Origin of the sequence: Micromonospora sp. URMC 103, from assembly GCF_051386435.1 — a bacterium.
Taxonomy (GTDB): Bacteria; Actinomycetota; Actinomycetes; order Mycobacteriales; family Micromonosporaceae; genus Micromonospora.
Map to the genome: position 1 here is coordinate 583239 of NZ_JBPQTR010000004.1, position 18767 is coordinate 602005.

General features: G+C 72.2%; 18 protein-coding genes. 10 read left to right on the top strand and 8 right to left on the bottom strand.

Features of this window, described 5'->3' with window-relative positions:
* Positions 1-663: 663 nt before the first annotated feature.
* Complete coding sequence (locus ACSNOA_RS06285; protein ID WP_007455784.1) at positions 664-921, top strand: WhiB family transcriptional regulator; 258 nt, start codon at positions 664-666, stop codon at positions 919-921.
* A 148-nt stretch (positions 922-1069) separates the two neighbouring features.
* Here ACSNOA_RS06285 and ACSNOA_RS06290 read toward each other — a convergent pair whose 3' ends face one another.
* A complete protein-coding gene (locus ACSNOA_RS06290) occupies positions 1070-1519 on the bottom strand; it encodes a metallopeptidase family protein (RefSeq protein ID WP_076471216.1) in 450 nt (149 codons plus the stop codon).
* 164 nt (positions 1520-1683) lie between these two features.
* Between ACSNOA_RS06290 and ACSNOA_RS06295 the strand changes: the two genes are divergently transcribed.
* Entirely contained in the window at positions 1684-2046 is a 363-nt protein-coding gene (locus tag ACSNOA_RS06295; RefSeq protein WP_436656980.1) for a DUF3499 domain-containing protein, read from the top strand.
* A 36-nt stretch (positions 2047-2082) separates the two neighbouring features.
* Here the strand turns inward: ACSNOA_RS06295 and ACSNOA_RS06300 are convergent, their stop codons facing one another.
* The 4 genes from ACSNOA_RS06300 to ACSNOA_RS06315 all read right to left on the bottom strand — a co-directional run bounded on the left by ACSNOA_RS06300 (position 2083) and on the right by ACSNOA_RS06315 (position 5994).
* The gene (locus tag ACSNOA_RS06300; RefSeq protein ID WP_436656981.1) at positions 2083-2439 is read right to left on the bottom strand and encodes a nitroreductase/quinone reductase family protein; all 357 of its coding nucleotides are present in this window, start codon (positions 2437-2439) and stop codon (positions 2083-2085) included.
* A 117-nt stretch (positions 2440-2556) separates the two neighbouring features.
* Entirely contained in the window at positions 2557-3933 is a 1377-nt protein-coding gene (locus ACSNOA_RS06305; RefSeq protein ID WP_436658333.1) for an NAD(P)/FAD-dependent oxidoreductase, read from the bottom strand.
* 5 nt (positions 3934-3938) lie between these two features.
* On the bottom strand, positions 3939-5285 hold the full coding sequence (locus ACSNOA_RS06310; protein ID WP_436656982.1) for an aspartate aminotransferase family protein: 1347 nt from the start codon (positions 5283-5285) through the stop codon (positions 3939-3941).
* Positions 5286-5481: 196 nt separating this feature from the next.
* Positions 5482-5994: an Lrp/AsnC family transcriptional regulator gene (locus ACSNOA_RS06315; RefSeq protein WP_436656983.1), complete on the bottom strand. Its 513-nt coding sequence runs from the start codon at positions 5992-5994 to the stop codon at positions 5482-5484.
* A gap of 208 nt (positions 5995-6202) precedes the next feature.
* On the opposite strand from ACSNOA_RS06315, the gene ACSNOA_RS06320 reads away from it, so the two are divergent.
* The 8 genes from ACSNOA_RS06320 to ACSNOA_RS06355 all read left to right on the top strand — a co-directional run bounded on the left by ACSNOA_RS06320 (position 6203) and on the right by ACSNOA_RS06355 (position 15025).
* Complete coding sequence (locus tag ACSNOA_RS06320) at positions 6203-7387, top strand: extracellular solute-binding protein (RefSeq protein WP_436656984.1); 1185 nt, start codon at positions 6203-6205, stop codon at positions 7385-7387.
* A gap of 7 nt (positions 7388-7394) precedes the next feature.
* On the top strand, positions 7395-8561 hold the full coding sequence (locus tag ACSNOA_RS06325; RefSeq protein ID WP_436656985.1) for an ABC transporter ATP-binding protein: 1167 nt from the start codon (positions 7395-7397) through the stop codon (positions 8559-8561).
* A complete protein-coding gene (locus ACSNOA_RS06330) occupies positions 8558-9472 on the top strand; it encodes an ABC transporter permease (RefSeq protein WP_436656986.1) in 915 nt (304 codons plus the stop codon). Before ACSNOA_RS06325 ends, ACSNOA_RS06330 begins: the two co-directional genes overlap by 4 nt.
* A complete protein-coding gene (locus tag ACSNOA_RS06335) occupies positions 9469-10317 on the top strand; it encodes an ABC transporter permease (RefSeq protein ID WP_436656987.1) in 849 nt (282 codons plus the stop codon). The genes ACSNOA_RS06330 and ACSNOA_RS06335 overlap by 4 nt, the downstream gene beginning before the upstream one ends.
* Positions 10314-11735, top strand: a complete 1422-nt coding sequence (locus tag ACSNOA_RS06340; protein ID WP_436656988.1) for an NAD(P)/FAD-dependent oxidoreductase — start codon at positions 10314-10316, stop codon at positions 11733-11735. The genes ACSNOA_RS06335 and ACSNOA_RS06340 overlap by 4 nt, the downstream gene beginning before the upstream one ends.
* A complete protein-coding gene (locus ACSNOA_RS06345) occupies positions 11735-12937 on the top strand; it encodes a saccharopine dehydrogenase family protein (protein WP_436656989.1) in 1203 nt (400 codons plus the stop codon). The genes ACSNOA_RS06340 and ACSNOA_RS06345 overlap by 1 nt, the downstream gene beginning before the upstream one ends.
* Positions 12934-13947 (top strand): agmatinase, encoded by a 1014-nt coding sequence (gene speB, locus ACSNOA_RS06350; protein WP_436656990.1) that lies wholly within the window; start codon positions 12934-12936, stop codon positions 13945-13947. Before ACSNOA_RS06345 ends, speB begins: the two co-directional genes overlap by 4 nt.
* Positions 13948-14179: 232 nt before the next feature.
* Positions 14180-15025, top strand: coding sequence for a DUF559 domain-containing protein (locus tag ACSNOA_RS06355; RefSeq protein WP_436656991.1), 846 nt, complete (start codon positions 14180-14182; stop codon positions 15023-15025).
* Between the two features lie 96 nt (positions 15026-15121).
* On the opposite strand, the gene ACSNOA_RS06360 is transcribed toward ACSNOA_RS06355, so the two are convergent.
* From ACSNOA_RS06360 to ACSNOA_RS06370, 3 genes are all read right to left on the bottom strand, one after another.
* Complete coding sequence (locus ACSNOA_RS06360) at positions 15122-15448, bottom strand: DUF779 domain-containing protein (protein ID WP_436656992.1); 327 nt, start codon at positions 15446-15448, stop codon at positions 15122-15124.
* 335 nt (positions 15449-15783) lie between these two features.
* Positions 15784-17289 carry an aldehyde dehydrogenase gene (gene adh / locus ACSNOA_RS06365; protein WP_436656993.1) on the bottom strand — a complete coding sequence of 502 codons (1506 nt, stop codon included), beginning with the start codon at positions 17287-17289 and terminating at the stop codon, positions 15784-15786.
* Positions 17290-17328: 39 nt separating this feature from the next.
* The gene (locus tag ACSNOA_RS06370; protein ID WP_436656994.1) at positions 17329-18633 is read right to left on the bottom strand and encodes a GAF domain-containing protein; all 1305 of its coding nucleotides are present in this window, start codon (positions 18631-18633) and stop codon (positions 17329-17331) included.
* Between the last annotated feature and the right edge of the window lie 134 nt (positions 18634-18767).

Here is an 18767-nt window from a genome sequence, read left to right on the forward strand (position 1 = left end):
AGCGCCTGGACGGACCCGTACGTACGCGGCGTCCGTGAGCGCCGGGTGCGCGGCGGCATCTTCCACAGTGCCGTGTACCCGGATCTGCCCGCGGCCCTCGATACCGTCTGGTGGGACGAGAGAGGCCGGTCGGGAGGATCCGTGCCATCGGGGGCGCGGTGGCGGGCTCCGTCTGGCCGAGCAGCGCTCCGGCCGGCCCCGCCGGACCGCCGACCGCGCCCCGGCGCCGGGCACTGTCCATCATGTGGACGGTGCGCGGTCATGCCGGCCCGCTCGACGGGCGGCTCGGCTCGACTCGCGTTAACCTGTGCCCCACCAAGATCAGCATTGCTGTCGGGGGTCGCCGCCGTGGCGGTCCGCCGGCCGACGGGGGGACGCCACGAGCAGAAATCTTCGGCAACTCGCCGGAGAGGGCGTTACTCGGCCGGGGTCTGAATCGATAGGGCAGGTTGCGAGGGCCGGGTGGTCGGATGGCCGTCCGGGGCGTGTCGGGAGGGCGACTCCATTATCAAGTTCCGCTTGACGGCGCACGCATTACACGCGTGTAATTTGAATGGGGTTGTTCGCACGGAACGCATCAAAACGGGACCGGACGGACAAGCACGCCTTTCGCGTGGGGGGTTGCAGCGGCGATGACGCCGGTGCGCGACAAGGAGGCATTTGATGGACGGCCAGCTTGAGGTGGCCGACCTGCTCGGAAACGCGCCGGAGTGGCAGGAGCGGGCGCTGTGCTCGCAGACCGACCCGGAGGCGTTCTTTCCCGAGAAGGGCGGCTCGACCCGCGAGGCGAAGCGGATCTGCTCGCGTTGCGAGGTCAAGACGGAATGCCTCGAATACGCTCTCGGTCACGACGAGCGGTTCGGGATCTGGGGCGGCCTCTCCGAACGAGAGCGGCGGAAGCTGAAGCGGCGGGCCGCCTGACACGACGTCGGGCCCGGGCGGTGGGGGCCGCCCGGCTCGAACGTTCGGCCGGCGGGGCCGACCCGGCGCGGGGGCGCCGGAGGTCCGGGGCGCCAAGGTCTGCGGCTCCGAGGTCGGGGCCGGCGGGGGCCGGCGGGGGCGGAACCGCTCAGGCCAGCTCGTCGGGGTCGACCCCGAGCAGGTTCGCCACCTGCTCGATGATCACGTCATGCACCAGGTCGGCGAGGTCCTCCCGATCCATGGCCCGGAACTCGAGCGGCCGCCGGTAGAGCACGATGCGGGGTGGCACCTCCTGGCGGCCCGGCCGCCCGGGCAGCAGGCGGGCCAGCGGCACCTCGCCGTCCTCCAGCACGTCGGAGTCGTAGACGTTGAGCTCCGGCGGGACGTCCTCGACCGCGAACTCGACCCCGGCAAGCTCCTTGGCGAACCGTCGTTCCAACGTCTCGACGGTGTCCAGGACCAGGTCGTCGAACACCTCGGCCTTCGTGCGGGCCAGCGGCACGGTCGCCGGCACCAACCGTCCGCGCAGACCACGCCCGTGCCGGTCACGGTGGGCCCGCCGGCCGGAGCCGGGGCGGCGGTGTTCCGGGCTCGTCATGAGGCACAGGGTAGCCCCCGAGGCGGCCTGGCCTGCGGCAGCGCCACCGGTTGGCGCGCCGGAGCCGGAACCGTCTGCCGGACGGGCGAATTGTGATCACCACGACGGGCGTGTCGCAACGCGAACCGGTGCGCCGGACCCGGTAATGGAGATACCCTGCCGCCGTGAGGTCACCACGGCGCTGCTCCCGTAACGGCTGCCCCCGGCAAGCGGTCGCCACATTGACCTATGTCTACAACGAGTCCACAGCCGTGGTGGGTCCGCTGGCCGCGTTCGCCGAGCCGCACACGTACGACCTCTGCGAGCCGCACGCCCGCAACCTGACCGCCCCCCGCGGCTGGGACGTCGTGCGCCACGAGGGCGAGTTCGAGCCGCCGCCGCCCACGACCGACGACCTGGTGGCGCTGGCCGAGGCGGTCCGCGAGGCCGCCCGCCCCGCTCCCCGCCCGCCGGAGGACGACCAGGACCCGCAGGCGCACTCCACCGGCCGTCGTGGCCACCTGCGCGTGATCCCGCCGAACCTCTGATCGGCTCCGCCACCGGAGCCGGCGACCCGACCGCGGTCAGCCGAGCGGCACCTGCACGGCCACGTCGTGCTTCGGGTAGTAGCTGCGCACCTGGTCGGCGCCGTACTTGTCGCGGAACATCCCCACGATGTGGTCGACCCGGTCCGGCTCGGTGATCGGCGTGGCGCTCGAGTTCACGGCCGTGCCGTTCGCCGCCACCCGGATCGCCGGCGTCCGCCGGATGTTCTTGTACCAGTCGCTGTCCGAGCCGCTGACCGGCACCAGGAACATGCTCTCCTCTTCCTGCACGAACCAGACGGGGTGGGAGATCTGGCGTCCGGTCTTCCGGCCGGTCACCGTGATCTCGATCTCCTGCTCCCCGTCGAACGCGTCCATGACCGCCTCAGTGCTCACCCTGGCCTCCGTCGAAGGATCCCCCCAGCCTGCTCTCTGCTGTCAGGCTAGGCAGCCGGGCGACGGGCCGGTGCCGGTTCCGGCGCAGGTCCCCGGGTTCCGGGCGTCCGGCGCGCGTCAGTGCCCGAGGAAACGACCGAACAGGGCCGCTCGCCGCGACGGGCGGCCGGTACGTGCCTCCGCCGCGTCCGCGGAGGCCATCACGTGCAGCCCGGCGTTGACGGCGAGCCACCGCAGCGGCTCGGGCTCCCAGCGCGGCGACCGGTGCCCCACCCAGGGCAGCGTCGTGAGGTCGCTCGCCACGCCCCGGATCAGGTCGGCGAGCGTACGGCCGGCGAGGTTCGTGGTGGCGACGCCGTCGCCGACGTACCCGCCCGCCCAGGCGAGCCCGGTCGCCCGGTCCAGCCCCACCGACGCCGACCAGTCCCGGGCCACGCCGAGCGGCCCGCCCCAGCGGTGGGTCACCGCCACGTCCGGGCCGAGCACCGGGAAGAGCTCGCCGAGGGTGCGCCGCAGGGCCGCGAAGACCGCCGGCTCGCGGTCGAAGCCGGGCCGGACCCGGGACCCGAAGTGGTACGGCGCGCCGCGCCCGCCGAAGGCGAGCCGCCCGTCCGCGGTGCGCTGCCCGTAGATGATCATGTGCCGGTGGTCGGCGAACGTCTCCCGTTCGGCCAGCCCGATCCGCGCCCAGGTCTGCGCCGGCAGCGGCTCGGTGGCCACCATGAGGGAGTAGACCGGCACCACGGTCCGCCGCTGGCCGGGCAGGCCCGGGGTGTAGCCCTCGGTGGCCCGGACCACCACGGGTGCGCGGACCCGCCCGGCCGGGGTCAGCGCGGCGCCGGGCCGGATCGCGGTGACCGGGGTTCGCTCGTGGATGGTCACCCCGAGACGCTCCACGGCCCGCGCGAGCCCCCGGACCAGCTTGGCCGGGTGCACGGCCGCGCAGTGCGGGGTGTACGTGCCGCCGCGTACGCCCTCGGCGGCGCACCGGTCGGCCGCCTCGCGGGCGTCGAGCAGCGTCAGGTCCTCCGGACCGAAGCCGAACGCCCGTGCCTCCGCGACGGCGGCGCGCGCCCGGCCGAGTTGGGCGTCGCTGCGGGCGAGCACCACGGTGCCGCCCGGAGCCCAGTCGCACTCGATGCCCTCGGCCGCGACGGCCCGCCCCACCTCGCGCACCGTCGCCTGCATGGCCCGCTGCATGGCGACCGCCGCGTCACGGCCGTGCCGGCGGGCCAGGCCGGTGAGCGAGGTGGGGAAGAGCGCGGAGCACCAGCCACCGTTGCGGCCGGACGCCCCGTACCCGGCGATGTCCCGTTCGAGCACGACGATCCGCATCGTCGGATCGGCCCGGGCCAGGTGGTACGCCGTCCAGAGCCCGGTGTAGCCGGCGCCGACGACGGCCACGTCCGCGTCGGTGTCGCCGGGCAGCGGCGGGCGCGGCGCCAGCGAATCGTCCACGGTGGACAGCCAGTACGACAGGTCCCGGTACGACACGGCGGTCAGAGCCACCGCCACGCCTCGGTCAGCACCGCGCGGAGGATCTGCTCCATCTCGTCGAACTGCTGCTGGCCCGCGATCAGCGGCGGGGCGAGCTGCACCACCGGGTCGCCGCGGTCGTCGGCGCGGCAGTAGAGACCGGCCTGGAACAGCGCCGTCGAGAGGAAGCCCCGCAGCAGTCGCTCCGATTCGGCCTCGTCGAACGTCTCCCGGGTCGCCTTGTCCTTGACCAACTCGATCCCGTAGAAGTAGCCGTCGCCGCGGACGTCGCCCACGATGGGCAGGTCGGTGAGCTTCTCCAGGGTGGCGCGGAACGCGGCCTCGTTGGCCCGGACGTGGCCCACCAGGTCCTCCCGGGCGAACACCTCCAGGTTGGCCAGGGCCACCGCGCACGAGACCGGGTGGCCGCCGAAGGTCACCCCGTGGGCGAACATGCCGGTCTCGGTGAGGAACGGCGCCATGAGCCGCTCGCTCGCGATCATCGCGCCGAGCGGGGCGTACCCGGAGGTGATGCCCTTGGCCGTGGTGATGATGTCGGGCTGGTAGCCGTACCGGACGGCGCCGAAGTACTCGCCGAGCCGGCCCCAGGAGCAGATCACCTCGTCGGAGACGAGCAGCACGTCGTACGCGTCGCAGATCTCCCGTACGCGCTCGAAGTAGCCGGGCGGCGGCGGGAAGCAGCCGCCGGAGTTCTGCACGGGCTCCAGGAAGACGGCGGCCACCGTGTCCGGCCCCTCCCGCTCGATGGCCCGGCCGATCTCGTCGGCCGCCCAGCGGCCGAACGCCTCGGCGTCGTCGCCGTGCTCCGGGGCGCGGTAGAAGTTGGTGTTCGGCACCTTGATGCCGCCCGGCACGAGCGGCTCGAAGTCGCTCTTGATGCCGGGCAGGCCGGTGATCGACAGGGCACCCATCGAGGTGCCGTGGTAGGCGATGTAGCGGCTCACGACCTTGTGCTTCGTCGGCTTGCCGGTGCGCTTGAAGTAGGCGCGGGCGAGCTTCCACGCCGCCTCGACCGCCTCCGAGCCACCCGTCGTGAAGAAGACGCGGTTCAGGTCGCCGGGCGTGAGCGAGGCGATCTTCTCGGCCAGCTCGACGGCCTTCGGATGGGCGTACGACCAGAGCGGGAAGTACGCGAGTTCCGCCGCCTGTTTCGCGGCCGCGTCGGCCAGCTCGGTGCGGCCGTGGCCGGCGTTGACCACGAAGAGTCCGGCGAGCCCGTCGAGGTAGCGGCGGCCCTGCGCGTCCCAGACGTACGCGCCCTCGCCGCGCACGATGGTCGGCACCTCGCCCGCGGAGTAGCTCGCCATCCGGGTGAAGTGCATCCAGAGGTGGTCGGTGGCGTTGGCCATGTGAGCCCCATCGGTCCCGGGCCGGTCGGGGGTCGTACCGGCCGCTCTGCCCACGGTTATCGCACAGCCGGACTGCCCACGGCAAGTGGTATCGGTGGTACATCATCGCTGTCGCAACGAAATCTGCTAACCAGAGTCCGAGGGGCAACGGATTCCGTACCGTCGGCTCGCGCCTGGTCGGCGCCCGGCAAACGCCTCAGGCCGTACCCCAGGTGTAGGTCTGCTTGCGGAGCTTGAGATAGACGAACGCCTCGGTGGACAGCACGCCCTCGACGGCGCGCAGCCGTTGCAGGATCTCCAGCAGGTGGTCGTCGTTGCGGCAGACGACCTCGGTGAGCAGGTCGAAGGAGCCAGCGGTGATCACCACGTAGTCGACCTCGTCCAGCTCCGCGAGCCGGTCGGCCACCGCCTCGAGGTCGCCGTCGGTGCGCAGGCCGATCATGGCCTGGCGGGGGAAGCCGAGCTGGAGCGGATCGGTGACGGCGACGATCTGCATCACGCCGGCGTCGAGCAGCCGCTGCACCCGCTGCCGTACGGCCGCCTCGGAGAGCCCCACGGCCTTGCCGATGGTCGCGTACGGGCGACGCCCGTCCTCCTGGAGCTGCTCGATGATCTGCTTGGCCACGTCGTCGAGCAGGGCGTGACTGGCGCCGTCACGCACCGCCACCCGCCGCCCGCCGTTGCCGTGCTCCTGCTGCCGGTTCGTCATCGACCGCTCCCCATGTCCGATCCGCGGTGTGAGCCTAATGCCTCGCGCAGTCTGGCGTATTTCGTCGTGGAGAGCTAATCCCGCAACGGAATCCCTTGTAAGGAAGGTCACCTCATGCCAGGATCGGTCGTCAATCGCACTTGACCTCCCGCCGGCGTCGTCACCCCCGTCCCCGCCGCCGACGATGACCCCCCGAAGGAGTCGTCACATGCGTACTCCCCTCCGGCCCCTCTCCCGGCGCGGTCTGCTCACCGGCACCCTCGGATCGGCCGCCCTGCTCGCCGCCGGCGGTTCGCTGGCCGGCTGCGGCACCAAGGGCGCGCAGCAGACCGAGGCGGGTTGCGTCAGCGAGGACCTCTCCGGCACCGAGAAGAAACTCGCGTTCTCCAACTGGCCGCAGTACATGGACGTGGACGAGAAGGACGAGTCCAAGCGACCCACCCTCGACGCGTTCGTCGCGCGCAGCGGCGTCCAGGTCACGTACACCGAGGACGTCAACGACAACAACGAGTTCTTCGGCAAGGTGCAGAACCAGCTCGCCGGGTGCCAGTCCACCGGCCGGGACATCATGGTGCTCACCGACTGGATGGCCGCGCGCATGATCCGGCTCGGCTGGATCCAGAAGCTCGACCCCGCGAAGATGCCCAACGTCGCGGCGAACCTGCTGCCCTCGCTGCGCGGACGCTCCTTCGACAAGGAGAACCAGCTCGCCGTGCCGTGGCAGTCCGGCCTCGCCGGCATGGCCTACAACGGCAGGGTCGCCAAGGAACTGCGTACGGTCGACGAGCTGCTCACCCGCCCCGACCTCAAGGGCAAGGTGACGGCGCTGTCCGAGATGCGCGACACCATGGGCCTGTTGCTCCAGTCGAACGGCCACGACCCGTCGAACTTCACGGCGGCGCAGTTCGACGACGCGCTCGCCAAGCTCAAGAAGGCCGTCGACTCGGGTCAGATCCGCAAGTTCACCGGCAACGACTACGCGCCCGACCTGGCCAAGGGAGACATCGCGGCGTGCATCGGCTGGTCCGGCGACGTCATCCAGCTCGGCTTCGAGGACGACAAGATCAAGTTCGTGGTGCCCGAGTCGGGCGTCATGCTCTGGTCGGACAACATGCTGGTGCCGAACAAGGCCACCCACAAGGGCAACGCCGAGCAGCTCATGGACTACTACTACGAGCCGGCGGTGGCCGCCCAGCTCGCCGCGTACGTGAACTACATCTGCCCCGTCCAGGGCGCCCAGGCCGAGATGGAGAAGATCGATCCCGATCTCGCCGCCAACCCGCTGATCTTCCCCGACGACACGATGCTGTCGAAGGCCAAGGTGTTCATGGCCCTGGACGAGAAGCAGGAGCGCGAGTACGAAGGCAAGTTCCAGCAGGTCATCGGGGCCTGACGAGGAGATGGGCGGGACGACAGTGGGACGCGAGACACCGGTCGGCGACCTGCGGCTGGCCAACCTCACCAAGCGGTTCGGCGTCTTCACGGCGGTGGACGACCTCGACCTGACGGTCCCGCAGGGCTCGTTCTTCGCCCTGCTCGGCGCGTCCGGCTGCGGCAAGACGACGACACTGCGGATGATCGCCGGCCTCGAGGAGCCCACCAGCGGGCAGGTGCTGCTCGGCGACCGGGACATCGCCCGGCTGCGCCCGTACAAGCGGCCCGTCAACACGGTGTTCCAGAGCTACGCGCTCTTCCCGCACCTGGACATCTTCGAGAACGTGGCCTTCGGGCTGCGCCGGCGCGGCATCCGCAGGGTCGACGACCAGGTGGCGCGGATGCTGTCGCTCGTGCAGCTCGACGGGTACGGCCGCCGGCGTCCCGCCCAACTCTCCGGCGGGCAGCAGCAGCGCGTGGCCCTGGCCCGCGCGCTCATCAACCACCCGCAGGTGCTGCTGCTCGACGAGCCGCTCGGCGCGCTCGACCTGAAGCTGCGCCGGCAGATGCAGATCGAGCTGAAGCGGATCCAGACCGAGGTCGGCATCACGTTCGTGCACGTCACGCACGACCAGGAGGAGGCCATGACGATGGCCGACACGGTCGCCGTGATGAATGCCGGGCGCATCGAACAGCTCGGCGCGCCCGCCGACCTGTACGAGTTCCCGGCGACCGCGTTCGTGGCGAACTTCCTCGGCCAGTCCAACCTGCTCGCCGCCGAGGCCGCCGGCGCCACCGGGGGAGAGGTGCCGGTCACCGCGCACGGCGCCCGCTACTCGGTGCCCGCCGAGCGCGCCCGGGCCGACCGGGGGCCGGTCCACCTGGGCGTACGCCCGGAGAAGCTGCACCTCGTCGACTCCGCCGACCAGGTGCCCGTCGGCCACCAGCACCTCACCGGCGTGGTCACCGACGCCTCCTACGTGGGCGTCAGCACCCAGTACCTGCTGCGTACACCGTGGGGCGCCGAGCTGTCGGTCTTCGCGGCGAACAGCGGCGCCGCGCAGCGGGTGGCCGTCGGCGTCGAGGCCGTCGCGCACTGGGACCCCCGGCACGCGTTCCTGCTGCCCCGCGAGCCCGGCGCGGACGACCGCACCACGCCCGTGCTCGACGAAGCGGTGGGTGCCACGTCATGACGGCCCTGGCGCAGCTGCCCACCGGGCAGCCGGGAACGGCGGCCCCGCCGCCGGCCGCACGACGCGGGCGGCACCGGCTCCTGCCGTACCTGCTCCTGCTGCCCGGCGCGGCCTGGCTGTTCGTCTTCTTCGCGCTGCCCCTGCTGCAACTCGCCGCCGCGAGCCTGTACGACCCCGGCGGGTCGCTCTCCACCGGGTACGCGTTGACCTGGGCGTTCGGCAACTACCCGGACGCGCTGGCGGCGTACTGGCCGCAGTTCGTCCGCTCGTTCGGCTACGCCGGCCTCGCGCTGCTGCTCGCGCTGCTGATGGGCTACCCGCTCGCGTACGCCATCGCGCAGAAGGCCGGCCGGTGGAAGAACCTGCTGCTGGTGTGCGTGGTCGCGCCGATGTTCACGAGCTTCCTGGTGCGCACGCTGGCCTGGAAGACGATCCTGTCCGACAACGGCTGGCTCGTCGGGCTGCTGCGCGACGTGCACCTGCTGGGGGCCGACGGTCGGCTCCTGGCCACCCCGTTCGCGGTGGTGCTCGGCCTCACGTACAACTTCCTGCCGTTCCTCGTGCTGCCGCTCTACGCGAGCCTGGAACGGCTCGATCCCCGGCTGCTGGAGGCGGCGAGCGACCTGTACGCGAGCCCCCTGCGGGCGTTCCGCCGGGTAACGCTGCCGCTGTCCATGCCCGGCCTGGTCGCCGGCACGCTGCTGTTCTTCATCCCGGCGAGCGGCGACTACATCAACGCGGAACTGCTCGGCACGCCGAACGAGTACATGATCGGCAACGTGATCGACTCCGCGTTCCTGGTCCGGCTCGACTACCCCCAGGGCGCGGCGCTGTCGTTCCTGCTCATGGCGGCGATCCTCGCGGTGGTGTTCGTCTACCTGCGGCGGGCCGGAACGGAGGACGTCCTATGAGTAACCGATTCTGGCGGTGGGTCGCCGACCGGTGGGTGATGGGCGTGGCGCTGCTGGTGCTGGGCTACCTGTCGTTGCCCATCGTCGTGGTGGCGGCGCTGTCCTTCAACCGCCCGTCGAGTAGGCTGTCGTACGACTTCCACGAGTTCACGCTCGACAACTGGCGGAACCCGTGCGCCACCTCCGACATGTGCGACGCCGTGGTGCGCAGCGTGCAGATCGGCTTCCTCGCCACGGCGGTGTCGACGGTGCTCGGCACCCTCATGGCGTTCGCCCTGGTGCGGCACCGGTTCCGCGGCCGGAGCGGGATCAACGTGCTGATCTTCCTGCCGATGGCCACCCCGGAGCTGGTGATGGGCACCTCGCTGCTCGCCCTCTTCGTGGCCGCCGGGGTGCCGCAGGGCTTCTGGACCATCGTCATCGCGCACGTCATGTTCTGCGTCTCGTTCGTGGTCGTGACCGTCAAGGCGCGCCTCGCCGGCATGGACTCCCGGCTCGAGGAGGCCGCCATGGACCTCTACGCCAGCGAGTGGCAGACGTTCCGGCGGATCACCCTGCCGCTCGTGCTGCCCGGCATCGTGGCCGCCGCGCTGCTCGCCTTCTCGTTGAGCTTCGACGACTTCATCATCACGAACTTCAACGCGGGCACCACCGTCACGTTCCCCATGTACGTCTGGGGCGCCGCCCAGCGGGGCATCCCACCGCAGGTCAACGTCATCGGCACCGCGATGTTCGCGATCGCCCTGCTGCTGGTGCTGGCCTCGATGTTGCGCGGCCGGCGCGCCCGCCGCGCCGCCCTGCCGGTCACCCCCGTGGGCGGCGGGGTCGCCCGGCCCCGGTCATGATCCGCCCGGGCATCGGCCGGGCGCTCGCCGACGCGGTGCCCGTGCCGTACTGGCTGGACCGTCCCGAGCGCCCGGACCCGCTCCCGCCGCTGCACGGCACGCACACGGCCGACCTGCTCGTGATCGGCGGCGGCTACAGCGGGCTGTGGACCGCGCTGCTGGCCAAACGGGACGATCCCGGTCGGGACGTGCTGCTGGTCGACGCGGGCACCTGCGGCTGGGCGGCCTCCGGGCGCAACGGCGGCTTCTGCTCCGCCTCGCTCACCCACGGGCTGGCCAACGGCGTCGAGCGGTTCCCACACGAGATCGACGAGCTGGAGCGGCTCGGCCGGGAGAACCTCGACGCCATCGCCGCGACCGTGGCCGAGTACGGCATCGACTGCGACTTCGAGCGCACCGGCGAGCTGGCCGTCGCCGTCGAGCCGTACCAGGTCGACGGGCTCGCCGCCGACGCGGAGCTGGGCCGCCGGTACGGCCGCGACGTGCGGCTGCTCGACGCCGACGAGGTACGCGCCGAGGTGGAGTCGCCCACGTACCTCGGCGGGCTGTGGGACCGCGACCGGGTGGCCATGCTCGACCCCGCGAAGCTGGCGTGGGGGCTGCGCCGGGTGTGCCTCGACCTCGGGGTGCGGATCGCCGAGCACACCCGGGTGACCGGGTTGAGCGGCGACGGCGCGGCGCTGCGGGCCACCACGGCCGGTGGCCGGGACGCCGCCCCGGGCCGGGTCCACGCCCGCCGGGTCGTGCTCGCCACCAACGCGTTCCCGCCGCTGCTGCGCCGGCTGCGGGCCTGGCTCGTGCCGGTGTACGACTACGCGCTGATGACCGAGCCGCTCGGCGACGACGAGCGGCGATCGGTCGGCTGGGCGAACCGCCAGGGGATCGCCGACACCGGCAACCAGTTCCACTACTACCGGATCACCCCCGGCGGCCGGATCCTCTTCGGCGGGTACGACGCCGTCTACCACTACGGCAACCGGACGCACCCGGCACTGGAGCAGCGCTGGGACACCTTCAACACGCTCGCCGACCACTTCTTCCGCACGTTTCCGCAGCTCGACGGCCTGCGCTTCAGCCACCGCTGGGGCGGGGTGATCGACACCTGCACCCGGTTCTGCCCGTTCTTCGGCACCGCCTACTCCGGGCGGCTCGCGTACGCGGCCGGCTACACCGGCCTCGGCGTCGGCGCCACCCGGTTCGGCGCCCGGGTGATGCTCGACCTGCTGGCCGGCGCGGACACCCCGCTCACCCGGCTCGACCTCGTCCGCACGGCACCCCTGCCGTTCCCGCCGGAACCGTTCCGCGCGACCGGCATCAACCTGACCCGCTGGTCCCTGGCCCGCGCCGACGCCGACCACGGCCGGCGCAACCTCTGGCTCCGTACGCTCGACCGACTCGGTTTGGGGTTCGATTCCTGATGCGCATCCTGCTGGTGGGTGCGGGCGGCGTCGGTTCCGCGGCCGTCGCCATCGCCGCCCGTCGCTCCTTCTTCGAGACCATGGTGGTGGCCGACCGCGACCCCGCCCGGGCGCGCAGGGCCGTGGCCGGCCGCGACGACCGGTTCGTGGCCGCGTCAGTGGACGCCTCGTCGGCGGAGGCGGTCGCCGCGCTCTGCCGGGAACAGCGGATCACGCACGTGCTCAACGCCGTCGACCCGCGCTTCGTTCTGCCGATCTTCGAGGGCGCGTACGCGGCTGGCGTCGACTACCTCGACATGGCGATGTCCCTGTCCCGCCCGCACCCCGCCCGCCCGTACGCGGAGACCGGGGTCAAGCTGGGCGACGAGCAGTTCGCCCGCGCCGACCGGTGGGTCGACGCCGGGCGGCTCGCGCTGTGCGGCATCGGCGTCGAGCCCGGCCTCTCCGACGTCTTCGCCCGGTACGCGGCCGACGAACTCTTCGCCGAGATCGACGAGATCGGGGTCCGCGACGGGGCGAACCTCACCGTCGACGGCCACGAGTTCGCCCCGTCGTTCTCCATCTGGACCACCATCGAGGAGTGCCTGAACCCGCCCGTCGTCTGGGAGGCCGGCCGCGGCTGGTACACGACTGCGCCCTTCTCGGAGCCGGAGGTCTTCGAGTTCCCGGCGGGCATCGGCCCGGTCGAGTGCGTGAACGTGGAGCACGAGGAGGTGCTGCTCATCCCGCGGTGGGTGGACGCGAAGCGGGTCACGTTCAAGTACGGTCTCGGCGCCGAGTTCATCGACGTGCTCCGGACGCTGCACAAGGTCGGCCTGGACTCCACGGCGCCGGTGCCCGTCGGCGGCGTGTCCGTCTCGCCGCGCGACGTGGTGGCCGCCTGCCTGCCCGATCCCGCCACGCTGGGCGACCGGATGCACGGGAAGACGTGCGCCGGCACGTACGTCACCGGCACCGGTGTCGACGGCCTGCCGCGGCGCGTCTACCTCTACCACGTGGTCGACAACGAGTGGTCGATGCGGGAGTACGGCCACCAGGCCGTGGTGTGGCAGACCGCGCTCAACCCGGTGGTGGCGCTGGAACTGCTCGCCACCGGCGCCTGGACCGGCGTGGGGGTGCTGGGCCCGGAGGCGATGCCGCCGAAACCGTTCCTGGATCTGCTGACCGCCTACGGCTCACCCTGGGGAATGGAGGAGCGGTGACCCGCTACGGGGCCATGTACGGGCCGGACCTGACCTTCCTCGGCGTACCCGCGTGCGACCTGTCCGACCCGGCCTCCTTCGCCGACGCGGACGTGGTGATCGTCGGAGCGCCGTTCGACGGTGGCACCTCGCACCGGCCGGGCACCCGGTTCGGGCCGTCCGCCATTCGGCAGGCCTGCTACCTGCCGCACGACGGCTCCCGCCCGTCGCTCGCGCTGCGCGTCGACGGGCTGCGGGACCTGCGGGTGTACGACGCCGGCGACGTCGAGATGTTCTCCGGCGACATCGAGCGGTCCCTGGCGGCGCTGGAGTCCGCGGTGCACACCGTCGCCTCGGCCGACGCCATCCCGGTCGTTCTCGGCGGCGACCACTCCATCGCCCTGCCCGACGCCACCGGGGTGGCCCGCCGGCACGGGCTCGGTCGGGTGTCGCTGGTGCACTTCGACGCGCACGCCGACACCGGTGACGTCGAGTTCGGCAGCCTGCACGGCCACGGCCAGCCGATGCGCCGGCTCATCGAGTCGGGTGCGGTGCGCGGCGACCGGTTCCTCCAGATCGGCCTGCGGGGCTACTGGCCGGGCCCTTCGGTGCTGTCCTGGATGGCGGAGCAGCGGATGCGCTCGTACGAGATGACCGAGCTGGTGACGCGCGGCCTCGACGAGTGCCTGACCGAGGCGTTCGGCATCGCGGTGGACGAGTGCGAGGGCGTCTTCCTCTCCGTCGACGTGGACGTCGTGGACCCCGGCATGGCGCCCGGCACCGGCACCCCGGAACCGGGCGGGCTGACCTCGCGGCAACTGCTCGACGCGGTGCGGCGCTGCTGCTACGAGCTGCCCGTGGTCGGGGTGGACGTGGTCGAGGTCGCACCCCCGTACGACCACGCGGACATCACCGCGTACCTCGGCAACCGGGTCGTGCTGGAGGCCCTGTCGGCGATCGCCCGCCGCCGGCGCGACGCCGAGGGCGGCACCCCCTGGAACCCGCACCAGCCCCTCCTAAACACCCGCTAACCCGCCCCCCTCCCCGCCCCCGCCCCGCACCTCCGCGATCTTGCACTTTCTGCCCCGGCTTTTCGCATGTAACGGACATATCCAGGGCCACAAGTGCAAGATCGCGGGCTGAAGTAGGAGGGGGCTAGCACGGGCCGGGGCTCTCGGGGTGGTTGTCCACAGGGGAGAGGTTGTCCACAGCGGGCGGGTGCGGGGGCGGCTCGTAGGTGGCGGGGTTCGGGATAGTGCGGCTGTGGCGACTCAGTTGCGGCGCGTCGAGTACCTGTTGCGGCGGCTCACGGTGAAGCGGCTCCGGACTCAGGTCGGCAGGGAGGAGCTGTTCCGTGTACGCCGGGGCGTCTACGCCGCCCGGCCCTGCGAGAACGACGACGAACTCCGCGCACTGCTGCTGTGCCTGCCCGAGGGCGCTGCGCTGACCCGGCAGAGCGCGGCCCGCCGGCACGGGTTCGGCGTCCTCCGCGAGGATCAGGTTCATGTCCAGCTGCCGGCCAGCGTGCCCCGGCCACGGCTGCCCGGGCTGGTCGTGCATCACTCGGCCCTGCCCGTGCGGCCGGTTCTCGTCGGTGGGCTGCCCTGCGTGCCGGCGGCCCGGTGCGCCGTCGACCTCGCTCGGAGAGTGCGTCGGCTCGACGCTCTGCCGGTGCTCGACGCGGCCCTCCGGTCCGGCGCCGTCACGCGAGACGAACTGCTCGCGGAACTGCCGGCGCACCGGGCTCTGCGTGGCGTCCGGCAGGCGCGGGACCTCGTCCCACTGGCGGACGGCCGGGCGGAGTGCCGTCAGGAGAGCCAGCTTCGCCTGATCGTGCTGGACGGCCGGCTGCCCGCACCCGAGCCGCAGATCTGGGTTCACGACTCGTACGGCATCCGCCGCTACCGCCTCGACCTGGGTTATCGCGAGTGCAGGCTCGGCGTCGAGTACGACGGGCAGTCGCACCTGAACCGTGACCGCCTTCGGAACGACCGCGAGCGTATGAACTGGCTCGACGCCAACGGCTGGCGCATGCGGTACTTCACCGACCAGGATCTCTACCGCCGGCCGCAGCACATCATCACGACGATCCGCGCGGCCCTGGCCTGAGCCCGCACGACTCCGCGATCTTGCACTTCCTGCCCCGACATTCCCGACATTGAACTCATTTCAGGGGCGCAAAGTGCAAGATCGCGGGGCCTGGGGTTACGCCAGGTGGGAGCGGATCAGGAATCTCACGCCCTCGGGGGCTTCCAGGGAGAAGCCGCTCCCTCGGCCGGGGACCACGTCGACCGTGAGCCTCGTGTGTTTCCAGAGCTCCCACTGGCTCTTCGACATCCAGAACTCGACCGGCTCCGGCACGCCCTCCACCTCGAGCGCCGCGAGCAGCACGTCCGAGCCGCCGGTGCGGAACTCGCCCGCCGGGTAGCACATCGGGGCGCTGCCGTCGCAGCACCCGCCGGACTGGTGGAACATGAGCGGCCCGTGCTGCTCCCGCAGCGTCCGGATCAGCTCGGCCGCGGCCGGCGTCACGCTGACGGGGTCCGTGGCGGGCGCAAGCGAGACCGGCGACGCCGCCCGGGGAAGCGGCGCCGAGCCCGGAGACGCCGCCCCGAAACGCGGCGTCGATGCCGGAGACGCCGCCCCGGAACGCGGCGTCGATGCCGGAGACACCGCCTGGGGAACCGGCGTCGAAGCCGGCCCAGCCGCTCCGGGACGCGGCGCCGACGAATCCCGAGGCGGCGGAACGGGACCGGGCGGCGGAACGGCGCCCGGCGGCGGAACGGGACCGGGCGGCGCCGCGACGCCCGGCGGCGCCGCGGCGCCCGGCGGACCGGGAACCCCGGCGCCCTCACGAGCGGCGTCCATCAGAAGAACCCGAGCTTCTTGGGGGAGTAGCTGACCAGCAGGTTCTTGGTCTGCTGGTAGTGCTCCAACATCATCTTGTGGTTCTCCCGGCCGATGCCGGACTGCTTGTACCCGCCGAACGCGGCGTGCGCCGGGTACGCGTGGTAGCAGTTCGTCCACACCCGGCCGGCCTGGATGGACCGCCCGGCCCGGTACGCGGTGTTGATGTCCCGGGTCCACACGCCGGCGCCCAGCCCGTACAGGGTGTCGTTGGCGATCTTCACGGCGTCGTCGAGGTCGGCGAAGGAGGTCACCGAGACGACCGGGCCGAAGATCTCCTCCTGGAAGATCCGCATCGAGTTGTCGCCCTCGAAGATGGTCGGCTGGACGTAGTACCCGCCGGAGAGTTCGCCGCCCAGGTCGGCCCGCGCGCCGCCGGTGAGGACGCGCGCGCCCTCCTGCCGGCCGATGTCCAGGTAGGACAGGATCTTCTCGAGCTGATCGTTGGAGGCCTGCGCGCCGATCATCGTGTCCGTGTCCAGCGGGTGTCCCTGCGTGACCGCCTCGGTGCGGGCGACGGCCGCCGCCAAAAAGTCCGCGTAGTGGCCCTGCTGGATGAGCGCCCGGGACGGGCAGGTGCAGACCTCGCCCTGGTTGAGGGCGAACATGGTGAACCCTTCGAGCGCCTTGTCGAAGAAGTCGTCGCGGGAGGCGCTCACGTCGTCGAAGAAGATGTTCGGGCTCTTGCCGCCCAGCTCCAGGGTGACCGGCTTGATGTTCTCGCTGGCGTACTGCATGATCAGCCGCCCGGTGGTGGTCTCGCCGGTGAACGCCACCTTGGCCACCCGGGACGAGGAGGCGAGCGGCTTGCCGGCCTCGACGCCGAAGCCGTTGACCACGTTGACAACGCCGGGCGGCAGCAGGTCGGCCACCAGCGACAGCCAGTAGTGGATCGAGGCGGGCGTCTGCTCGGCCGGCTTCAGCACGACCGCGTTGCCGGCGGCGAGGGCCGGGGCGAGCTTCCAGGTGGCCATGAGCAGCGGGAAGTTCCACGGAATGATCTGCCCGACCACGCCGAGCGGCTCGTGGAAGTGGTACGCCACGGTGTCGTCGTCCAGCTCGCCGAGCGAGCCCTCCTGCGCCCGGATCGCCCCGGCGAAGTACCGGAAGTGGTCGATGGCGAGCGGAATGTCGGCGGCCAGGGTCTCGCGTACGGGCTTGCCGTTCTCCCAGGTCTCCGCGACCGCGAGGGCCTCCAGGTTCTCCTCCATCCGGTCAGCGATCCGGTTCAGGATCAACGACCGTTCGGCGACCGGTGTGCGGCCCCACGCGTCGGCGGCGCCGTGCGCGGCGTCGAGCGCCTTCTCGACGTCCTCGGCCGTGCCGCGGGCCACCTCGCAGAAGGTCTGGCCGGTCACGGGCGTGGGGTTCTCGAAGTACCGACCGTTGTGCGGCTTGACGTACTCGCCGCCGATGTAGTGGTCGTAGCGGGACTGCCAGTGGGTGGGCGCGTCGTAGCGTGCCATGGTTACCTCCGCCGTCGAGGTGCGGGAACGGCGGCGACGCTAGTTGCCGGGACGTTGCAGGAACGTTGCGCGCGTCAGGTCGTACTCCCGGGCGAGCTGGTGGATGCGGGCGACGGCGAGCGGCCGGCGCGGCGCGCCCGGCGGCAATGCCCGCGCCAGCGCCTGCCAGGCGGTCAGGTCGTCGGCGCCGGCGGGGGTCGCGGTCCAGGCCGCGAGCAGCACCGGGTCCGCGGCGGCGAGGACGGCCGCGCGGAGCTGGCCGTCGATGAGCCGGCGCAGTCGCGTCACTCCCGGCGCGTCGGAGGCGGGCAGCAGCGGCCCGGCGTACGCGTCGAGCGCGCCCGCCGGATCGCCCCGGTCGAGCAGCGCCGTGACGGTACGGAAGTCGGCGCGCACGGGCCCGCGCAGCCGGTACGGGCGGGAGTCGAGCAGCTCGGGGCCGAGCACCCGGCGCAGGCGCGACAGTTCGGCGCGCAGGGTGACCGGGTGCAGCCGGTCGTCGCCGTACAGGTCGATGCCGAGTTGTTCACCCGTGCGCCCCTCCGGGTGGTCGAGCAGCAGCACCAGGAGTTCGCTGTGCCGGCGGCCGAGCCGGATCCGCCGTCCCGCCACCCGCAGTTCCGCCTCGTCCCGCCCGAGCGCCGCGACGGTGACCACGCCCGGCTCGGCCGGCCGGTCGGCGGCGAGCTGCACCTCGGCGGCCCGGGCGGTGGCCCGTACCAGCGCGAGGCTCTGCGGGGTGGCCAGGTGGTCGCCCCCGGTGATGTCGACGGCGCCGAGCAGGCGGCCGGTGGCGGGGTCGTGGATGGGCGCGGCGGCGCAGGTCCACCGCTGGACGCGCCGGCTGAAGTGCTCGGTGGCGAAGATCTGCACGCTGTGGTCGACGGCGAGGGCGGTGCCAGGGGCGTTGGTGCCGGCATGCGCCTCGTCCCATCGGGCGCCGGGGACGAAGTTCATCCGCTCGGCGCGCCGGAGCACCCCGGGGTGGCCCTCGACCCAGAGCAGCCGCCCGTGCGCGTCGCAGATCGCCATGAGGTGCGCGCCGTCCTGGGCGATCCCGCCGAGCAGGTCGCGGAAGAGCGGCAGCACCCGGGCGAGGGAGTGCCCGGCGCGGTAGCTCGCGAGCGCGTCGTCGACGAGGTCGACCGGCGGGGTGCTCTCCGGGTCGAGCAGCGCCCCGGCCGAGCGGCGCCACGAGTTGGCCACGACGTCGCGCAGGTGCCGGTCGGTGCGCCGGGCGGCCTCCGGGCCACCGGCGAGGAAGGCCTCGTGGGCGGCACCGACCCGCGCCATCCGCTCCGCCGGATCGACGCCGATTTCCAGGGCGAGCCACGGGTCGGCCATGGGCGACCTCCTCGCGCCCATCGTGACGCAGCTCACCCGGAACCGCCAAGCCGAACCGATGCCGACCGGGATCCGTGTACGCGACGTCCCGCTCCGGTTGCCCCGGACAACGACCCGGTCCCGACGGAATCAAG